The organism is Peptoniphilaceae bacterium AMB_02, from assembly GCA_036321625.1.
In the GTDB taxonomy this organism is placed as follows: Bacteria; Bacillota; Clostridia; order Tissierellales; family Peptoniphilaceae; genus Microaceticoccus; species Microaceticoccus formicicus.
Genome location: CP143259.1, coordinates 1 through 19,761 on the forward strand (window position 1 = coordinate 1; position 19,761 = coordinate 19,761).

The following is a 19,761-nucleotide window of genomic DNA, read 5'->3' on the forward strand; positions in this document are numbered from 1 at the left end:
AATTTTATTTAAAAAAAGCTTGACAAGTTAAATATGGTTTAGTATACTATATAAGTCACCTCGAAACGGGTGACACGAACCTAGACAAGAAGATAGTGAATACTTTGAGGAAACGTACAAAAATAATTTTAAACAAATAATAGAGCAGAATCAAACTTTTAATGAGAGTTTGATCCTGGCTCAGGACGAACGCTGGCGGCGTGCTTAACACATGCAAGTCGAACGAGAATCTAGCAAGTTGATCAATTCGTTGTGAAACATGCTGGAGGAAAGTGGCGGATGGGTGAGTAACGCGTGAGCAACCTGCCTCGCACAAGGGAATAGCCTCGGGAAACCGTGATTAATGCCCTATGATATGCAGAGATCGCATGATTTTTGCATCAAAGCGTTAGCGGTGTGAGATGGGCTCGCGTCTGATTAGCTAGTTGGTGAGGTAACGGCCCACCAAGGCGACGATCAGTAGCCGGCTTGAGAGAGTGAACGGCCACACTGGAACTGAGACACGGTCCAGACTCCTACGGGAGGCAGCAGTGGGGAATATTGCACAATGGAGGGAACTCTGATGCAGCGACGCCGCGTGAGCGAAGAAGGTCTTCGGATTGTAAAGCTCTGTCCTAAAGGAAGATAATGACAGTACTTTAGGAGGAAGCCCCGGCTAACTACGTGCCAGCAGCCGCGGTAATACGTAGGGGGCGAGCGTTGTCCGGAATTATTGGGCGTAAAGGGTACGTAGGCGGTTTTTTAAGTCATCTGTGAAAGCATAGGGCTCAACCCTGTCAAGCAGTTGAAACTGGAAGACTTGAGTAGTGGAGAGGAAAGTGGAATTCCTAGTGTAGCGGTGAAATGCGTAGATATTAGGAGGAATACCGGTGGCGAAGGCGACTTTCTGGACACTAACTGACGCTGAGGTACGAAAGCGTGGGGAGCAAACAGGATTAGATACCCTGGTAGTCCACGCCGTAAACGATGAATGCTAGGTGTCGGGGGTCAAACCTCGGTGCCGCAGTTAACACATTAAGCATTCCGCCTGGGGAGTACGGTGGCAACACTGAAACTCAAAGGAATTGACGGGGACCCGCACAAGCAGCGGAGCATGTGGTTTAATTCGATGCAACGCGAAGAACCTTACCAGGGCTTGACATGTGGGTGAAAGGTATAGAGATATACCCCTCTCTTTTAGAGACATCCATACAGGTGGTGCATGGTTGTCGTCAGCTCGTGTCGTGAGATGTTGGGTTAAGTCCCGCAACGAGCGCAACCCCTATACTTAGTTACTAACAGGTAATGCTGAGGACTCTAGGTAGACTGCCGGTGACAAACCGGAGGAAGGTGGGGACGACGTCAAATCATCATGCCCTTTATGTCCTGGGCTACACACGTGCTACAATGGTCGGAACAAAGGGAAGCAACATAGCGATATGAAGCGGATCCCAAAAAGCCGATCCCAGTTCGGATTGCAGGCTGCAACTCGCCTGCATGAAGCCGGAGTTGCTAGTAATCGCAGATCAGAATGCTGCGGTGAATGCGTTCCCGGGTCTTGTACACACCGCCCGTCACACCATGGAAGTTAGCAATACCCGAAGCCAGTGACCAAACCGCAAGGATGGAGCTGTCGAAGGTAGGGTTAATGACTGGGGTGAAGTCGTAACAAGGTAGCCGTATCGGAAGGTGCGGCTGGATCACCTCCTTTCTAAGGAAGTACGTGTATCGCTTGAAGTATTCACATCTTTATTGTAAGGTTTAAATCTCAGATAAGGAAAATAATCTGAGATTTTTAAAAGGAAAAAACTGAACCTTTAAAAAGAAAAACATATGCCGAAGGATTAAGCTCAGCTTAACATTACCTATTAAATATGGGGGTGGAGCTGACATCTAAAGAAATCTACGATTTCGTCTTAGATTCAATGCCTAGGAAATAAATCAAAGATTTATTGACAAAGGCCTCAGTGTAACTGAGCGGCGTGCAGAGATAACATATGCCGAAGAATAAAGCTCAGCTTAACATTACCTTATAAACATGGGGGTGTAGCTCAGTTGGGAGAGCACCTGCCTTGCAAGCAGGGGGTCAGGAGTTCGAATCTCCTCATCTCCACCATAGTAGAAGTTAAACTTGAAAACAAGATAGACTTTTACAACAAATAAGAGTAAATAATATGGCAGAAGAGATGAGAGATGAAAGAATCTCCTTTGAGACCTAACTTAACGAACGATAGTGAGTTTTAGTAGGTCCAACTTGAGGATTTCCCATCGTGCGATAGCAGGATGGCAAGAAATCTACCGCATCTCCACCATAGTAGAGGTTAGATGTGAGAGGTTAGAAGTTAGAGACTGAACACAAACCTTTACGAAACGCACTTTGAAAAATAAATAGAAGTAAAGCAAAGATAGATTAAAAAAGATTAAAGAAATAAAGTAATAGATATTTCCGGTCAAGAAACAAAGAGCATAAGGCGGATGCCTTGGCACTGGGAGCCGACGAAGGACGCGATAAGCAGCGATATGCTACGGGGAGCAGCAAATATGCATCGATCCGTAGGAATCCGAATGGGGAAACCCGCTTGGACAAACTCCAAGCATCCTATGGTGAACACATAGCCATAGCGAAGGGATACCGGGCGAACTGAAACATCTAAGTAGCCCGAGGAAAAGAAAGAAACATCGATTCTCTAAGTAGCGGCGAGCGAACGGGGAAGAGCCCAACTTCACAAAAGAGATACATTCTAATCGAATCAGCTGGGAAGCTGAGCCAAAGAGAGTGAGAGCCTTGTAGATGAAAGGGTGTATTTTGGGTGAAGTGAAGAGTATCACGGAACACGAGAAATTCCGTGTGAAGACGGGAGGACCATCTCCCAAGGCTAAATACTACCCAGTGACCGATAGTGAACAAGTACCGTGAGGGAAAGGTGAAAAGAACCCCGAGAGGGGAGTGAAATAGAACCTGAAACCTTATGCTTACAAGCAGACAAAGCCGAGCACTTAACTTTATTAATATGAGGTGAAGAGATGTACTATGTATACGTTCTGAAATTAGATAACGATCAGATTTATGTTGGTTATACATCTGATTTAGAAAGAAGATACAAAGAACATAAAAATAAACAATCCACCTTCACATCCAAACATGAAATAGAGTTAGTATATTATGAAGCATATAAATCCAAAGAAGATGCAACTAGAAGAGAAGCAAAACTTAAGCAAAGAGGAAATGCTAAAAGATTTCTAAAAGAAAGAATAGCTAAGAGTTTGGAATAATGTTGATAAAGTTAAGTGCTCGGTGATGTCGTACTTTTTGTAGAACGGGCCAGCGAGTTATGTTATGCAGCGAGATTAAATCATTAAGTGATGAAGTCGTAGGGAAACCGAGTCTTAATAGGGCGACATAGTTGCATGGCGTAGACCCGAAACCAGGTGATCTATCCATGTGCAGAGTGAAGTTGAAGTAAAATTCAATGGAGGCTCGAACCGGGTATGGTTTAAAACATATCGGATGACATGTGGATAGGGGTGAAAAGCCAATCGAACCTGGAGATAGCTGGTTCTCCTCGAAATAGCTTTAGGGCTAGCCTCATTTTAAGTATACAGGGGGTAGAGCACTGAATGGTCTAGGGGCACGAAGTGTTACCGAAACCTATCAAACTCCGAATACCTGATATATAGAAATGGGAGTCAGACTATGTGGGATAAGCTTCATAGTCGAAAGGGAAAGAACCCGGACCACCGGCTAAGGTCCCCAAATATGGATTAAGTGGAAAAGGATGTAATACTACTCAGACAACCAGGATGTTGGCTTAGAAGCAGCCACACATTTAAAGAGTGCGTAATAGCTCACTGGTCAAGTGGTAATGCGCCGAAAATACACGGGGCTAAAATCCATTACCGAAGCCGTGGGGGTAGAGATGAGTAGTGAGTCGTTAGTAGTGAGTCAGAAAGGATAAAGACAAAAAGATGAAAAAAGGATATGAAAAATTAGATGTATACCAAAGAGCATATAAACTCTACATCGGTATATGTAAGATAACAAAACACTATCCTATAGAAGAGAGATACGTATTAGTAGATCAAATCAAAAGATCATCACTTTCAATAGTACTCAATATAGCCGAAGGATATTCAAAAGTAGAACAAAGTCCGAAAGACTTCTGCAGGTACCTATCAATAGGAATAGGGTCAGCAACAGAATTAGAAGTGCTGATAAAAATATCCAAAGACTTAAAAATATTAAATCAAGAAACAGCTAATAAAATTCTTGAAGAAATAGAAATAATTGGAAAGATGCTATACAGGCTAAGAGAAACCTGGCAAAAAAGATAAACATAGCATCAAAAAACCAAAAAACTAACAACTGACTACTCATCTCTACCCGGTAGAGGAGCATTGTATACGGGGTGAAGGTGTGCTGTAAGGCATGCTGGACAGTATACAAGAGAGAATGCTGGCATGAGTAGCGAAAAGGTGAGTGAGAATCTCACCCGTCGAAAGCCCAAGGTTTCCTGAGCAAGGCTCGTCCCCTCAGGGTAAGTCGGGACCTAAGCTGAGGCTGAAAAGCGTAGGCGATGGACAACAAGTTGAAATTCTTGTACTAACTAATTGCGTTTGAGAGATGTGTTGACGCAGAAGGATATACTGAGCGTACTGCTGGAATAGTACGTCCAAGCTCGTAGGCAGAAGCTGTAGGCAAATCCGCAGCTTTGATAATGCTAAGGAGTGATGGGGAGTGAAAATAAGTAGCGAAGAAGTAGACTCCATGCTGCCAAGAAAAGGCACTATCGAGTAATTAGTTACCCGTACCGTAAACCGACACAGGTAGGCGAGGAGAGAATCCTAAGACGCGCGGAAGAACCTTTGTTAAGGAACTCGGCAAAATGATCCCGTAACTTAGGGAGAAGGGATGCCGAAGAGTGTATAGACTATACGTCAAAAGCACTCATCGGTCGCAGAGCATAGGCCCAAGCGACTGTTTACCAAAAACACAAGTATCTGCTAAATCGAAAGATGAAGTATAGGTGCTGACACCTGCCCGGTGCTGGAAGGTTAAGGGGAAGGCTTAGCTTCGGCGAAGGCTAGAACTTAAGCCCCAGTAAACGGCGGCCGTAACTATAACGGTCCTAAGGTAGCGAAATTCCTTGTCGGGTAAGTTCCGACCCGCACGAAAGGTGTAACGATTTGGGCACTGTCTCAACAAAGGATCCGGTGAAATTGTAGTATGCGTGAAGATGCGCATTACCCACGACAGGACGGAAAGACCCCGTAGAGCTTTACTGCAGGCTGACATTGGATTTTGGAGCTAAATGTACAGGATAAGTGGGAGACGAAGAAGTGAGAGCGTCAGTTTTCATGGAGTCATCCTTGGGATACCACTCTTTTAGTTTTAAAGTTCTAACCAGATATCTTGAATCAGATATTGGGACACTGTCAGTTGGGCAGTTTGACTGGGGCGGTCGCCTCCTAAAGAGTAACGGAGGCGTTCAAAGGTCTGCTCAGAATGGTTGGAAATCATTCACAGAGTGCAAAGGCAAAAGCAGGCTTAACTGCGACACCAACAAGTGGAGCAGAGACGAAAGTCGGACTTAGTGATCCGGTGGTACCGCATGGAAGGGCCATCGCTCAACGGATAAAAGCTACCTCGGGGATAACAGGCTTATCTCCCCCAAGAGTCCACATCGACGGGGAGGTTTGGCACCTCGATGTCGGCTCGTCTCATCCTGGGGCTGGAGTAGGTCCCAAGGGTTGGGCTGTTCGCCCATTAAAGAGGCACGCGAGCTGGGTTCAGAACGTCGCGAGACAGTTCGGTCCCTATCCGTCGTGGGCGTAGGAAATTTGAGAGGAGCTGTCCTTAGTACGAGAGGACCGGGATGGACAGACCTCTGGTGTACGAGTTGTTCCGCCAGGAGCAGAGCTCGATAGCTAAGTTTGGAAGGGATAAGTGCTGAAGGCATCTAAGCACGAAGCCCCCCTCAAGATGAGATTTCCTTATAGAATCCACACAGAAAATGTGGTTGATAGGTCAGATGTGTAAGATGAGTAATCATTTCAGCTAACTGATACTAATAAATCGAATACTTGACCGGAAATATGTATTACTTTAGAAGTGAGAGAAGAGAAGTTAGAATAAGACTAACGAAAAATGCAAACACTTCAAAAATCTATCAAGAGAGAAGGAGTTAGAGTTGAAAACCAACTAGTGACAACTCATCTCTAAGAAGCTTGGCGCCGATAGCAGGAGGGATACACCTGTCCCCATCTCGAACACAGAAGTTAAGTCTCCTAGCGGCAATGGTACTAATTTGGTGACGAATTGGGAGAGTAGCACGGTGCCAGACAAAGGACTTTGTACGATATCGTGCAGGGTCTTTTAAATTGTTTATAATCATTTATTTTTGCTCGGTGCTGATAGCAGGAGGGATACACCTGTCCCCATCTCGAACACAGAAGTTAAGTCTCCTAGCGGCAATGGTACTAATTTGGTGACGAATTGGGAGAGTAGCACAGTGCCGGACGCATGACCTTATACGGTTTCGTATAGGGTCTTTTTTATTGGTTCTTTGTCAAATAGTGTTGGTATATAAATTAAGGTTCTTTGTCAAATAGTGTTGGTATATAAATTAATCACAAACTATTAATGTCAGGCAGCGTTAGCTGCCTGACGTTTTTTTACACTTACAGTGTCTTTTGGTACTATCATTTTCTTGCAAATTAATATTCGATTCCTAAAATGATAGTACGACCTGTATCCGAAAGCAACTCTTTTTAAACACTTAATAAAATTATTAATACCTTCTAAACATCCATTTGTAACATTGACTTCTAAGCAATTTTTTACGTACTCAAAGTCCTTTAAAAGCGTGTTAATACTAGTTTTCATAGCATCTGATACCTCATCTGAATAATATTCTAAATGTGCCTTTAAGGAGGCAATATCTCCGTTTTCTACATCCTTTAAAAGAATCTGATAACAATCATAAGTATTTAGAAGTGTTTTGTTGACACTAATACTATCCATAACCACATCTCTAGCACTTTTCCATCTTTCAAAATGTATCCACTTTCTAAAACCTGTAGAATTGAGCTTTAAATAAGGCTTTTGTATCAGCTTCCAATACCTTTTTAACCTTTTGTATTCCATTGAATACTTAGAAAAACTATTCATAACTTCTATTCTTGTTTTGTTCAATGCTCTAGATAAGTGGTTAACTATATGGAACTTATCAAATACTATCTTAGCATTAGGGAAAAGATCAGAAATTAGACTAATGTATGGCTGATACATATCTATACATATACTTTTAACCGATTCTCTAGCACATTCACTAAACCTAGAAAAATAGCGCTTAAGATAGTGTAATTGCCTGTTTTCAACAATATCGATAATATCATGAGTAATAGCATCACAGAAAATAAAGCTCATAGATCCTTTAGCAGTTTTTGTGGATTTAAACTCATCAAAACATAAATGTTCTGGTAAAAACTGATAATTAGGCTTAAACTGTTCAAAAGCTTGATCTACACATTTAGACACCGTAGAATGAGAAACATAATGTAAATTAGCAATATCTTTTTCACTTACTTTCATGGTCAAATTAGTTGTAATATGAGCTTTTACTCTATTAGAAATAAAACAATTCTTTTTAACAATATCAGTTTCAGCTATAAAAGTAGAATTACATTCCTTACATAAAAATCTCGGCTTTTTAAGTCTCAAGAAAGTAGGTTCGCCATTAAAAGGAAGAAGTTTAATATCAGAAGACTTAGTGCCGTGTTTAATAATGCTTGGGCTATGCACGTTACCACAAACGGGACAAACAGAAGCATTATAGGTAAGCCGGCCAAAAATCAAATTGTAAGAGATATTCTTCTTTTTAATCTTCTCGACATTTTCAAAAATCTCAATATTTTCATCTTTTAAATCTAATAAATTTAAGATATAATTACTAATAGACATAGTGGCCTCCTTATTTTTTTGTTGTAGTGATTAAATTATAAAGGAAATTGGTCACTATGTCTTTATTTTTTTAAAAGAAAATAGTGCCAGCAAAGAAACTAATATTTCTTCACCAACACTATAAATTATAGAGCCTAAATTAATCACAAACTATTAATGTCAGGCAGCGTTAGCTGCCTGACGTTTTTTTACACTTACAGTGTCTTTTGGTACTATCATTTTCTTGCAAATTAATATTCGATTCCTAAAATGATAGTACGACCTGTATCCGAAAGCAACTCTTTTTAAACACTTAATAAAATTATTAATACCTTCTAAACATCCATTTGTAACATTGACTTCTAAGCAATTTTTTACGTACTCAAAGTCCTTTAAAAGCGTGTTAATACTAGTTTTCATAGCATCTGATACCTCATCTGAATAATATTCTAAATGTGCCTTTAAGGAGGCAATATCTCCGTTTTCTACATCCTTTAAAAGAATCTGATAACAATCATAAGTATTTAGAAGTGTTTTGTTGACACTAATACTATCCATAACCACATCTCTAGCACTTTTCCATCTTTCAAAATGTATCCACTTTCTAAAACCTGTAGAATTAAGCTTTAAATAAGGCTTTTGTATCAGCTTCCAATACCTTTTTAACCTTTTGTATTCCATAGAATACTTAGAAAAACCATTCATAACTTCTATTCTTGTTTTGTTCAATGCTCTAGATAAGTGGTTAACTATATGGAACTTATCAAATACTATCTTAGCATTAGGGAAAAGATCAGAAATTAGACTAATGTATGGCTGATACATATCTATACATATACTTTTAACCGATTCTCTAGCACATTCACTAAACCTAGAAAAATAGCGCTTAAGATAGTGTAATTGCCTGTTTTCAACAATATCGATAATATCATGAGTAATAGCATCACAGAAAATAAAGCTCATAGATCCTTTAGCAGTTTTTGTGGATTTAAACTCATCAAAACATAAATGTTCTGGTAAAAACTGATAATTAGGCTTAAACTGTTCAAAAGCTTGATCTACACATTTAGACACCGTAGAATGAGAAACATAATGTAAATTAGCAATATCTTTTTCACTTACTTTCATGGTCAAATTAGTTGTAATATGAGCTTTTACTCTATTAGAAATAAAACAATTCTTTTTAACAATATCAGTTTCAGCTATAAAAGTAGAATTACACTCCTTACATAAAAATCTCTGCTTTTTAAGTCTCAAGAAAGTAGGTTCGCCATTAAAAGGAAGAAGTTTAATATCAGAAGACTTAGTGCCGTGTTTAATAATGCTTGGGCTATGCACGTTACCACAAACGGGACAAACAGAAGCATTATAGGTAAGCCGGCCAAAAATCAAATTGTAAGAGATATTCTTCTTTTTAATCTTCTCAACCTTTTCAAAAATCTCAATATTTTCATCTTTTAAATCTAATAAATTTAAGATATAATTATTTGTAGACATAGTGGCCTCCTTATTTTTTTGTTGTAGTGATTAAATTATAAAGGAAATTGGTCACTATGTCTTTATTTTTTAAAAAGAAAATAGTGCCAGCAAAGAAACCAATATTTCTTCACCAACACTATAAATTATAGAGCCTTTTTATTTAGCATCTTTATTTGTGAAGCTTAAAGTGCATTAAACTATGAAATAAAAAATACTCATTAAGGTTAGAAGAAAAAAATATTGATATAACTTAGATGTGTTAATGGTAGTGCTAACTTGCAATTAAGTAGCTTTTATTCTACCGTGTTTTAAATATATTTTAATACAAGTGTACTTTCTGTACATTTTAGGGTATATACTTATTACAGATATTGGTGTGTGAATATTACATAAGCGAGGGTCTGAAAATGAATAGAGATAAACTGATTGGTTATTTGTCGGCACTTGGTTATGCATTGATTATTGGGTTTTCGTTTTTGTTCTCTAAGGATGCGATGAAATATGGAGTCATTAACCAACTTGCATATAGGTCCATCATTGCATTTATCCCTTTGGGTATTGCAGCAATATTTATGAGAAATAAACTCAATTACAACAAGTCCAAACTTGGTAAACTGATGGGATTGGGAATTTTTTATCCATTATTGTTTTTTGGAATTCAAACATACGGTCTGTCGATCACTTCCAGTTTAGAAGCTGGATTGGCGCAGGCCATGGCACCTGTTATTACTTTAATCTTGGCATCTGTATTACTTAATGAAAAAACTAATATTTTGCAGAAACTATCACTTGCAGTATCTATTGGCGGAATCGTTTTTATAATTTATAGGAAGTTAAAGCTAAATCCTAATCCTGATATTACAGGTTTGGCTATATTGTTCTTGGCAACTGTTGCGTTTTCTATTTATTCCGTTGCCGTTAGAAAAATTAGAAATGAAAACACGAATTTTGAAATTATGCTTGTAATAATTGCTCAAACGGCATTTATTTTTACAGCTCTTGCCATCTACGACAGTTTGAGTACAAGTGGTAGTTTAGCGGAGTTTATTAAACCACTTTCTGATATTGATTATATTAAGGATGTTTTATATTTAGGATTACTTTCATCACTTCTAAGTGGATTACTTCTAAATACTGCTTTGATTAGAATTGAGGCATCTAAAGTAGTAATTTTTGGAAATCTTGCGACTGTAATCCAGATATTCTCTGCGGGACTTATTTTGGGAGAAGATATTTTCTTCTCACATAAGGTCGGATCGGTATGTATTATACTTGGCGTAATTGGGATTAATGTGCTTGGATCCAAGGAAAAAACAAGGCCTCAAGTTGAGTAAACATTAAAAAAAGCGTATGTGATACGCTTTTTTTTATTAGAATATTTAACTTTTAATTATATTATAATTGGATATTGTTTAATCATTAATGATATAATTAATAGTAATAATTATAGATAAATTAACTTAATACAAAGAGTGAATAATAAAGGAATGTCAAATGGGTAAGAGAATCTGGATAATTATCGCTTTGGTTTTTTTACTTTCGTCTTGCCAAAGTTTAAATCGAGCTGGAGAAAGTGAAGGTAAAGTAGGTAGTAGCTTTAAGGAAGTACAATTAAATGAAAATGGTGCCAATCATTTGGAAAAGGCAATCGGTTTATTAAAGGATGATCTGTCTTTTGATATATCGAATAAAAATGTCTTAAGAAATACTACGGAGAATGATATGGTGGAGACATCGATAGTAGTCGAAAATAAGTATGAGTCGACCAGTGGTATTTACCATAAAAAAACAAGGGTATTTAGTGGGGTGGAAGAGCAATATTCTGAAATTTATACCGATTCAAAAGTTGCTTATATAAAATACAATGATAATAAATGGATTAAGAAGAGTTTAGAAGAACTTAAAACTAAATTTGATATGAATGGCAAAGCGGCGATACTAAATTATTTAGAGAATATAAAGAGTGAATCAAGTAACTTTTCGTTTGAAGAGGAAAATGATAAGTACATCTATTCATATATAATTTTGGAAGATTCTAATATAAAAAGCGAATTTTTATCTTTTATTTTCGGTGAGAAAGTACCTGAAAAAACCGATAGTATTTCATTTGATGATTTTAAATGCAGATGTGAAATTTACAAAGAGACATATAAGGTTAAATCAATTGAGGTCTTTCTTAAATATAGGATAAAGGTAGACGATCATGAAAATATTGTAGAATCGGAGAGGACTCTGGAAGTAATAAGTATTGGTGAGAGTTTTAAAATGGTTTTACCTGTTGAAGGTATAGACAAATAAATCAATTCTAACAATACTGTACTAATTATAAAGTGTATATTATGGTAGAATTATAAGGGGGAGTGATAAAATTGACGAAAATATTGTTAGTAGAAGACGATTCCGCATTAGCAACCGGACTTAGATATTTACTGGAAAATGAAGGATATGAGTTAGATATAGCGGGAACTGTTAAAGATGCTAAAAATTATATTAATGACAAAGAGTATAATTTATTTATTTTAGATATAGGGCTTCCTGATGGAAACGGATATGATTTATGTCATCATATAAGGATAGATAAGCAAACGCCTATTATTTTCTTAACAGCAAGAGATGATGAAAGGGATGTTGTAAAGGGTCTTGAAATAGGTGGGGATGATTATATAGCTAAACCATTTAGAACGAAAGAATTAGTCAGCAGAGTAAAATCCGTACTTAGACGATTCTCTACCAGAATTACAAGTAATGTGCTTACTTCCGGGGATATAAAAATAGATCAGTTACAAGCTAGAGTTTACTTAAGGGAAGAAGAGATATTCTTAACCCCATCTGAGTATAAGTTATTATTACTCTATATGAATAATTCCAAGAAAGTTATTCCAAGAATAGCTGCTCTAGAGAATTTATGGGATGTTGAGGGTGATTTTATTAATGATAGCAGTATATCAGTCTATATAAGAAGACTTAGAGAAAAAATAGAAGATGACCCTTCAAACCCACATTATTTAAAGACTGCCAGAGGCATAGGATATATTTGGGATGAGGAAGTGAGGCGATCCTAATGCCAAAATCTAAAGATTTTAGAAGGATTGTCATAATAAGTATAATTCTTTTTATAATCTGTGTTTTAGGACTTTTCATCATTTTAGAGTACAATCTTGCCAATATGTCCAGAGATGTCACTAAACAAAATGTTGCCATAGTGGGAGCTGTTTTGTCTAAACATCCTGAACTTGAAGAAGAGGTTGTAAAGACTGTAACGAAGGAGATTTCCGACGAGGAAATTAATTTAGGGAAAGAAGTCCTGGATAGGTACAATTATAATGACTTAGTCGGTCATAGAAATCAGATTGCTATGATACTCACTTCAACTAGTATGAGGAACCAATTGTTAATATTAACCTCGAGTCTATTCGCTATTGGAATCGGGGTTTATTTGTATGGAATGAGACAGCTGTCGAACAAAATCGAGAGACTGTACGTAGCTTCTGAAAGAGTAATCAATGGTGATTTTAGAGTAAGACTTACTGAAGATGGAGAAGGATCTATCAGTATCTTGAATCATCAGTTTAATAAGATGTCCAATATTATAAAGAAGAATTATGAAAGTCTTAATTCTGAAAAATCTTTTTTGAAAGACACCATTTCCGATATTTCTCACCAGTTAAAAACGCCTTTGGCGTCGCTCGTCATGTTCAATGAACTGATGCTTGACGACGAAGATATGGATCCCGAGACACGAAGAGCCTTCCTTGAAAAGTCTAAGATACAATATGAAAGAATGGAATGGCTTATTATCAATTTACTAAAAATTGCCAGGATAGAAGCTGGTGCCATAGAGTTTAAAAGAGATCGGGTATTGGTAAAAGATTTAATAGAGTCTTCGGTCAAGGCTGTAGAGGCAAAGCTGATGCAGAATAGTCAAAGAGTTGCGGTCATAGGTGATACCGATATAGAGCTTTTATGTGATTTTAAATGGACTGAGGAAGCAATTACGAATATCATTAAAAATGCTACCGAGTATGCTCCTTTAGAATCGGATATTGTAGTTAGGATTCAGAAAAATCCTACGACGAGTACTATCACTATCAAGAATACCGGTCCACAAATAGATCCAAATGAGATTAATTATGTCTTTAGAAGATTTTATAAATCCAGTTCCAGCATGGATTCCGTTGGTATTGGACTTAATCTTACCAAATCTATTGTCGAGGGACAAGGAGGAGTTATAGCCGCTCAAAATGTATCTGACGGTGTCGAGTTCATTATAACTTTTATGAATTCGAATTATGGCATTGAGAAGCCAAGCAAAAGATCTAAACTGAAAGCAGGTAGTAATTAGATGGAAGTAATAAGAGCAGTAAATTTATCGAAAATATACAAAACCGGAAGTATTGAGGTCAAGGCTGTAAATAATATAAATCTTTCTGTAAATAAAGGTGAATTTGTGGCAGTAACCGGAAGAAGCGGTAGTGGGAAGTCTACATTACTTCATATGCTAGGTGGTGTAGATAAACCGTCTTCGGGCAAGGTATTTATCGATGGGATTGATATTCATGCACTGTCGGACAACGATTTATCTATATTCAGAAGGCGTAGAATAGGATTTATATTTCAATTTTTTAATTTGGTTCCCGTGCTTACTGCAGAAGAAAACATCATGCTTCCAGTCTTACTAGATGGAAGAAAAGTAGATCAGGTCTATACTCAAAGTCTATTTTCTGCACTGGACTTAAATGACAAATTAGGTTTTTTGCCGAGTAGATTATCAGGTGGGGAGCAGCAGAGAGTCGCTATTGGAAGGGCACTGATTACAAAGCCTTCTATTATTTTATCCGATGAACCGACTGGAAATCTGGATACTGTTACAAGTAAAGAAATAGTTGATCTGTTAAAAATATCTGCTAGAAAATTTAACCAGACCACAATAATGATTACACATGATCCTAATATTGCAGCTCAAGCTGATAGGATTATAGTTATCGAGGATGGTAGAATAATTAGGTGATTTCATGAAGTCGATATCTTCAATCTCATTTAAATATATGAAACAGCATAAAATGCGAACTATACTGAATATATTCAGTATAGTTATTTCTGTTGCAATGATCGTCATGCTTGGAAGTCTCACAATGGGAATCAGAGATTTAATTTTATTCGATGCTCAAATAGGTGAGGGAAATAACCAAGCTGTTATACATGATATAGATTATAAAACATATGAAAAATTAAAATTAAACGTAGATGTAGAAGATGCAGTTCTGGCAAAATCAATAACATATATCAAGGGCATATACGAATCTGATAGAGCGCAAACAGTTGCGCTGGGAGATTCTATTGACAAGCGAATAATTGCAATGAGTAGCGGAGTTGATAAAATCGCACCTGATTTATTATCAGAAGGAAGATATCCTGAAAACTCGTCAGAGATTGTTATTGATAGAAGTATTATAAAAAAGATGGATAGAACACCTGAATTGGGTTCAGAAATCAGTTTAGTACTTGCAGGAGAAGTTGATTATGTCGTAAGTTATAAATTAGTCGGAATCTTGGAAAGAGCCGGAGAAAACTATGCATCTCCTGTTTCAAATATGATTATCGGACTCGATTCGGAAGACAATACAGGTACTTTCAGTCTTTATCTTTTTACTAAAAAAGCAGCAAGTACTTTTCCTGAGATTATGGAACTCACTCGTAAAGTAGGAATACTGCCAGAGCAAGTCCACTTAAATTCCATGTACAATGATAATCTAGGAGTAAATAGGATAAATATAATAGTGGCCGGACTTGGCATAGTATTAATACTAATAGTAGCTCTTTCGACTTTTAGCGGTATATTTACTGTTTTTAATATCTCATATGCTCAGAGACTTAAACAATTTGGTCTAATGCGAGCTGTTGGGGCAACGGAAAAACAGATTAACGATATCAATAAAAGAGAACTTTTGATACTTTCTATAGTGGGGATACCACTTGGAATTATTATAGGTCAGTTGACGGTGCATATATTATTCAATTGGGTTTCAGGAGGGATTTTTGAGATTTTCGGGTTTAAATATTTTAAGCTTAAATTTTATCCTGAATTAATGATCTTTATAGCGATATTTTCATTTGCGACCATTTACCTTTCAATATATAGTGCGACACTCAGGAAAAAGAATCTGTCACCAATAGAAGCCATAAGACAGAGTGATTTTGCCGGAGTAAAGGTTAGAAAGAAGAGATATTTAATTACCAAATGGCTACTTGGTATGGAGGGTTATATTGCGAGAAGGAATATAGACAGGTCGAAGGGTAAATTTTTACTTTCATCACTTTCCATAGGTATTACAATTGCAATATTTGTAACTACCATATTTACAAGTATGCTAGTCAGCAATATAAATTATAATGAAATAGATACAGTTTACGACTATGAAATCTCCTATAGAAAGATGGATAAGGCTATTTTAGCGGATGAGGAAGTAAATCATATTAAAAATTTAGAAGGTGTAAAAACCGTCACTCCCTATTATAATATTGCAATATCTGTAGATGCACATATTAATGAATTTCCCGATTATTTAAAGTATAGACTGTATTCTTCAAATGTTGCAAATAGCGAGAATAATCTCTATGTACTATATGGATCAAAATTCCTAATCATGAGTAAAGAGGACATAATCAAAAACTATGATGTCGAGGAAGCTGTTCTAAATGAGGTAATCGCTAATAAAGCGGTATTCACCTTTATAGAATTTGAGGATTATATAGAACAGGCAGCTATGATAGAAGGTAATACTATTGGGTTAGGAATCAGATCAGGGGTATATATTAATGTACCGGTAGGAAATTACCATTTAAAGTCATATGAAAGCAGAGCCAACCTACCTCCTGGAATTACGGTTTTAATGCCGGAAGAAGTAGTCTCAGAATATATTTCTGATGACATACTCAAGGATTATAATATTAATTTAGGTATTAATGTATACTCACAGGAAAGTAGAACTGAACTTGAAAATTATTTATCCGATAAAGACCATTTCAGTGTCAGATACAATCTTTCAGAGAGGATTAGAAGACAAACTCAGACCAGAATTATAAGAAATTACCTATTAATTTTCTCAGGTTTAATGGCCTTATCATCCGGAATCAATATTATTAACTCGATTAGTTCAAATATGTTAACCAGAAAAAAAGAGTTATCACTTTTGAAGGCAATTGGAATGACGAATAAAGCATTTAAGCGAATGATGAATATAGAGACGATATACTATAGCATTTCGGGTTCGATACTGGGTTTCGTGCTGAGTATACTTGGAATAATGGGCGTAGATTATATCTTAAGGTGGAGAACGGCACCATTTTTCTCGCCTAAGCTCTATGGATACCCAATAATTTCCTATATAGTAATCGTAATCATAACCGTGTTTTTAGTTTACCACTCATCTATGATTGCTATGAAAAGAGTTATGGGTGATGATTTGATAGCCAATCTTAGAAATGAGTAAAGGGGGAAGTAATGGATAAAATAAAACTTGGAAGAAGAACCTTAAAAGACTATGATAGAGATATAATAGACTTTTCGAAAACCGACCAGAGCATGGGAGTGCCGATGCCCCCGGTTCAGAAAAAAGTGAAAGAGGACGAGATAAGCATTAAGCTTCCTAAAATTGAGATAGAAAAATTTGATGATATATCTTTGAATACTGCGATTCACCAAAGAAAATCAGTTAGAAAATATACTGAAGAAGGATTAAGTCTAGAGGAGCTGACCTATCTGCTTTGGGCAAGTCATGGAGTTAGACTGATTAAAACAGGTATAGTTTTGAGAAATGCTCCATCTGCGGGAAACAGGCATGCGATAGACACATATCTGAGTATTCATAATGTAGAGGGAATAAAGCCCGGAGTTTATAGATATCAGCCGTTGGACAACGAATTGGTACTAATAACTCAGCATGAAGATTTGAGAATGAGGTCTGCTATGGCAGCCAGAGGACAAAGCTTTGCAGGGAATTGTCCGGTTACCTTCTTTTGGGTGGCAGTACCCTATAGGATGGAATGGAGATACGACCATGCATCCTACAAAGTAATAGCGCTAGATGCAGGACATATCTGTCAAAACCTGTACCTTGCAGCAGAAGCCATAAATTCAGGTGTTTGTGCGATAGCAGCATATAATCAAGACTATGCCGATCAGCTTTTAAAACTGGACGGTGAGGATGAATTTGTTGTATATATGGCAAGCTTAGGGAAAAAATAAAATAATACAATAAAAAGATAAACCCCTTTAATAGTGACGGTTAAAATAACCGAAACAGTCACATTGAAGGGGTTTTTATGTGAAGAAAAGATTTTTATAAATACAGATTTTAATGACTTAATAAATCTAATTTTTATTACATCTTTGTAATAAAACAAACACATTTCATACAAAAGTTCAGAGTAAAATGTAATTGTAATAAGGAAACAGCAATAAAGAATTAAAATAAAAATCTAAAACGAAAGAAGGATAAAAAATGTTAAAGAAAAAAATATTACCAATTGGAGCAGCAGCTCTAGTACTTATAGGAATGACAGCTTGTGGACAAAAGACCGACAAGAAAAAAGCAGCAGCAGTAGATGCAAATAAAAAACCTGCTGTAGTTCAAGATAAAAACCAAAAATCAGCTCCAAAGGCTGATACTAAAAAAGCAGCGCCGGTAAAGAAAGCCGCACCGGTTAAAAAGGCTAGTCCTGAAGCAAAAAAAGCAGCACCTGTGAAAAAGGCAGCACCAGCTAAGAAAGCTCCTGAAGCCAAAAAAGAAGAAAAGAAAGCAGCTCCTAAAGCGGGAGTAAAAACACCTGCACCAAAGGCAGAAAACAAGAAAAACAACTAATACATATCCATAAGTGATATTGTATATAGAAAGCAATCCGATTATATACCGAAATAGAGGGAGTGCGCTCTCCCTCTATCATAGGTATAATGAAACAGAAGCAATTATCCAAACTTTTTTCATACCCCTTTTAAAATCGCTCACGAAAGTGGGCTTTTTTATTTGAAACTTTGATGCTTTCTATTATTAGATTTCTAATTTGTAATAAAACAAACACATTTCATACATAAGTTCAGAGTAAAATGTAGTTGTAATAAGGAAACAGCAATATAGAATTAAAATAAAAAATCTAAAACGAAAGAAGGATAAAAAATGTTAAAGAAAAAATACTACCAATCGGAGCAGCAGCTCTAGTACTTATAGGAATGACAGCTTGTGGACAAAAGACCGATAAGAAAAAAGCTGCAGCAGTAGATGCAAATAAAAAACCTGCTGTAGTTCAAGATAAAAACCAAAAATCAGCTCCAAAAGCTGATACTAAAAAAGCAGCACCGGTAAAGAAAGCTGCACCGGTTAAAAAGGCTAGTCCTGAAGCAAAAAAAGCAGCACCTGTGAAAAAGGCTGCGCCGGCTAAAAAAAGCTCCTGAAGCCAAAAAAGAAGAAAAGAAAGCAGCTCCTAAAGCAGGAGTAAAAACACCTGCACCAAAGACAGAAAACAAGAAAAACAACTAGGATAATAAGCCGTGAGGCTTAATATAGATAAACGGATAAATCCGGTCGAATTCAATGTGCGGACATAGGCCGGAAAACAAAAACAAAATTTTCTTACTTTATTCATACTAAAAATCGCTCACTAAGTGGGCGTTTTTTTGTTGTAGAATTACGCAAGTTTGATAGTATAACACTCTTAATAGTCAATTTGATTATAAAAATATGTCTTGACAATTCTATGATGATGTTATATATTTATAACAAGATGAGCGAAATATATAACATAGGAGATGGATATGAAAAAGAGGATTAATTATTTGGGTTTTTTATCTCTATTGTCATTGATAAGTATTTTGGGAATTATAACAGATAATAAAGGATTGTTCGGTTTTTTGGGTTTTATCTCGTATTTCCACTACTTTAAAGTCATACCCGATGAACTCTTTATGGAAAATCTTTATAAATCTTGTACTACAGCATTTCTACTGCAAGTGATAATGTTAGTGCCTTTGATTTTCATTAACTATTATTTTTCCTGGTTTGAGAATTTTGTACTTGGAGCAATGGGGATGTCGTTTGCAATAGGTCTAATAGCATTTACTATTATGCTTTATGTACTGCAAAAACGTGAGGCTAGATACTGATGCTGATTACAAAGATTAGAGAATACAGAGCCAGATATAATTTAAGTCAGGAAGAACTGGCCGTTAGAGTAGGCGTGAGAAGGGAGACAATCGGGAATTTAGAAAACGGTAAGTACAATCCATCACTTAAGCTTGCAATGGACATTGCGAAAGTTTTTGGTTGTAGTGTAGAGGATCTTTTTGAATTTACAGATTGATTTATTAAGTT

Annotated in this window: 13 protein-coding genes, 1 tRNA gene and 4 rRNA genes; 16 read left to right on the forward strand and 2 right to left on the reverse strand. The window is 36.7% G+C overall.

The features are described from left to right. The first annotated feature begins 157 nt into the window (after positions 1–157). The 5 genes from VZL98_00005 (at position 158) to rrf (VZL98_00025) (ending at position 6,497) form a co-directional block, all read left to right on the forward strand. Positions 158–1,690 (forward strand): 16S ribosomal RNA (locus VZL98_00005). A gap of 329 nt (positions 1,691–2,019) precedes the next feature. Next, a tRNA-Ala gene (locus VZL98_00010) sits at positions 2,020–2,095 on the forward strand. Positions 2,096–2,427: 332 nt separating this feature from the next. Continuing rightward, a 23S ribosomal RNA gene (locus tag VZL98_00015) occupies positions 2,428–6,068 on the forward strand. Positions 6,069–6,203: 135 nt separating this feature from the next. Further along, a 5S ribosomal RNA gene (rrf, locus tag VZL98_00020) occupies positions 6,204–6,320 on the forward strand. Positions 6,321–6,380: 60 nt separating this feature from the next. Then, positions 6,381–6,497 (forward strand): 5S ribosomal RNA (rrf, locus tag VZL98_00025). The 16S, 23S and 5S rRNA genes sit together here with 1 tRNA gene alongside, the layout of an rRNA operon. 125 nt (positions 6,498–6,622) lie before the next feature. Here the strand turns inward: rrf (VZL98_00025) and VZL98_00030 are convergent. After that, complete coding sequence (locus VZL98_00030; protein ID WVH63376.1) at positions 6,623–7,939, reverse strand: ISL3 family transposase; 1,317 nt, start codon at positions 7,937–7,939, stop codon at positions 6,623–6,625. A 159-nt stretch (positions 7,940–8,098) separates the two neighbouring features. Beyond that, entirely contained in the window at positions 8,099–9,415 is a 1,317-nt protein-coding gene (locus VZL98_00035; GenBank protein ID WVH63377.1) for an ISL3 family transposase, read from the reverse strand. 389 nt (positions 9,416–9,804) lie between these two features. Here VZL98_00035 and VZL98_00040 point away from each other — a divergent pair, with 389 nt between their 5' ends. The 11 genes from VZL98_00040 to VZL98_00090 all read left to right on the forward strand — a co-directional run bounded on the left by VZL98_00040 (position 9,805) and on the right by VZL98_00090 (position 19,750). Beyond that, a complete protein-coding gene (locus tag VZL98_00040; protein ID WVH63378.1) occupies positions 9,805–10,731 on the forward strand; it encodes a DMT family transporter in 927 nt (308 codons plus the stop codon). A gap of 160 nt (positions 10,732–10,891) precedes the next feature. Beyond that, positions 10,892–11,695, forward strand: a complete 804-nt coding sequence (locus VZL98_00045) for a hypothetical protein (protein ID WVH63379.1) — start codon at positions 10,892–10,894, stop codon at positions 11,693–11,695. 71 nt (positions 11,696–11,766) lie between these two features. After that, positions 11,767–12,459 carry a response regulator transcription factor gene (locus tag VZL98_00050; GenBank protein ID WVH63380.1) on the forward strand — a complete coding sequence of 231 codons (693 nt, stop codon included), beginning with the start codon at positions 11,767–11,769 and terminating at the stop codon, positions 12,457–12,459. Next, a complete protein-coding gene (locus tag VZL98_00055) occupies positions 12,459–13,739 on the forward strand; it encodes a HAMP domain-containing sensor histidine kinase (protein WVH63381.1) in 1,281 nt (426 codons plus the stop codon). The genes VZL98_00050 and VZL98_00055 overlap by 1 nt, the downstream gene beginning before the upstream one ends. Next, positions 13,740–14,405 (forward strand): ABC transporter ATP-binding protein, encoded by a 666-nt coding sequence (locus VZL98_00060; protein ID WVH63382.1) that lies wholly within the window; start codon positions 13,740–13,742, stop codon positions 14,403–14,405. Positions 14,406–14,457: 52 nt separating this feature from the next. Next, positions 14,458–16,887, forward strand: coding sequence for an FtsX-like permease family protein (locus VZL98_00065; GenBank protein ID WVH63383.1), 2,430 nt, complete (start codon positions 14,458–14,460; stop codon positions 16,885–16,887). An 11-nt stretch (positions 16,888–16,898) separates the two neighbouring features. Next, a complete protein-coding gene (locus tag VZL98_00070; protein WVH63384.1) occupies positions 16,899–17,642 on the forward strand; it encodes a SagB/ThcOx family dehydrogenase in 744 nt (247 codons plus the stop codon). Positions 17,643–17,898: 256 nt separating this feature from the next. Further along, positions 17,899–18,258, forward strand: coding sequence for a hypothetical protein (locus VZL98_00075; GenBank protein WVH63385.1), 360 nt, complete (start codon positions 17,899–17,901; stop codon positions 18,256–18,258). 365 nt (positions 18,259–18,623) lie between these two features. Then, entirely contained in the window at positions 18,624–18,845 is a 222-nt protein-coding gene (locus VZL98_00080) for a hypothetical protein (GenBank protein ID WVH63386.1), read from the forward strand. Between the two features lie 360 nt (positions 18,846–19,205). Further along, complete coding sequence (locus tag VZL98_00085) at positions 19,206–19,553, forward strand: DUF3796 domain-containing protein (protein WVH63387.1); 348 nt, start codon at positions 19,206–19,208, stop codon at positions 19,551–19,553. Further along, a complete protein-coding gene (locus tag VZL98_00090) occupies positions 19,550–19,750 on the forward strand; it encodes a helix-turn-helix transcriptional regulator (protein ID WVH64520.1) in 201 nt (66 codons plus the stop codon). Before VZL98_00085 ends, VZL98_00090 begins: the two co-directional genes overlap by 4 nt. The last annotated feature ends 11 nt before the right edge of the window (positions 19,751–19,761 follow it).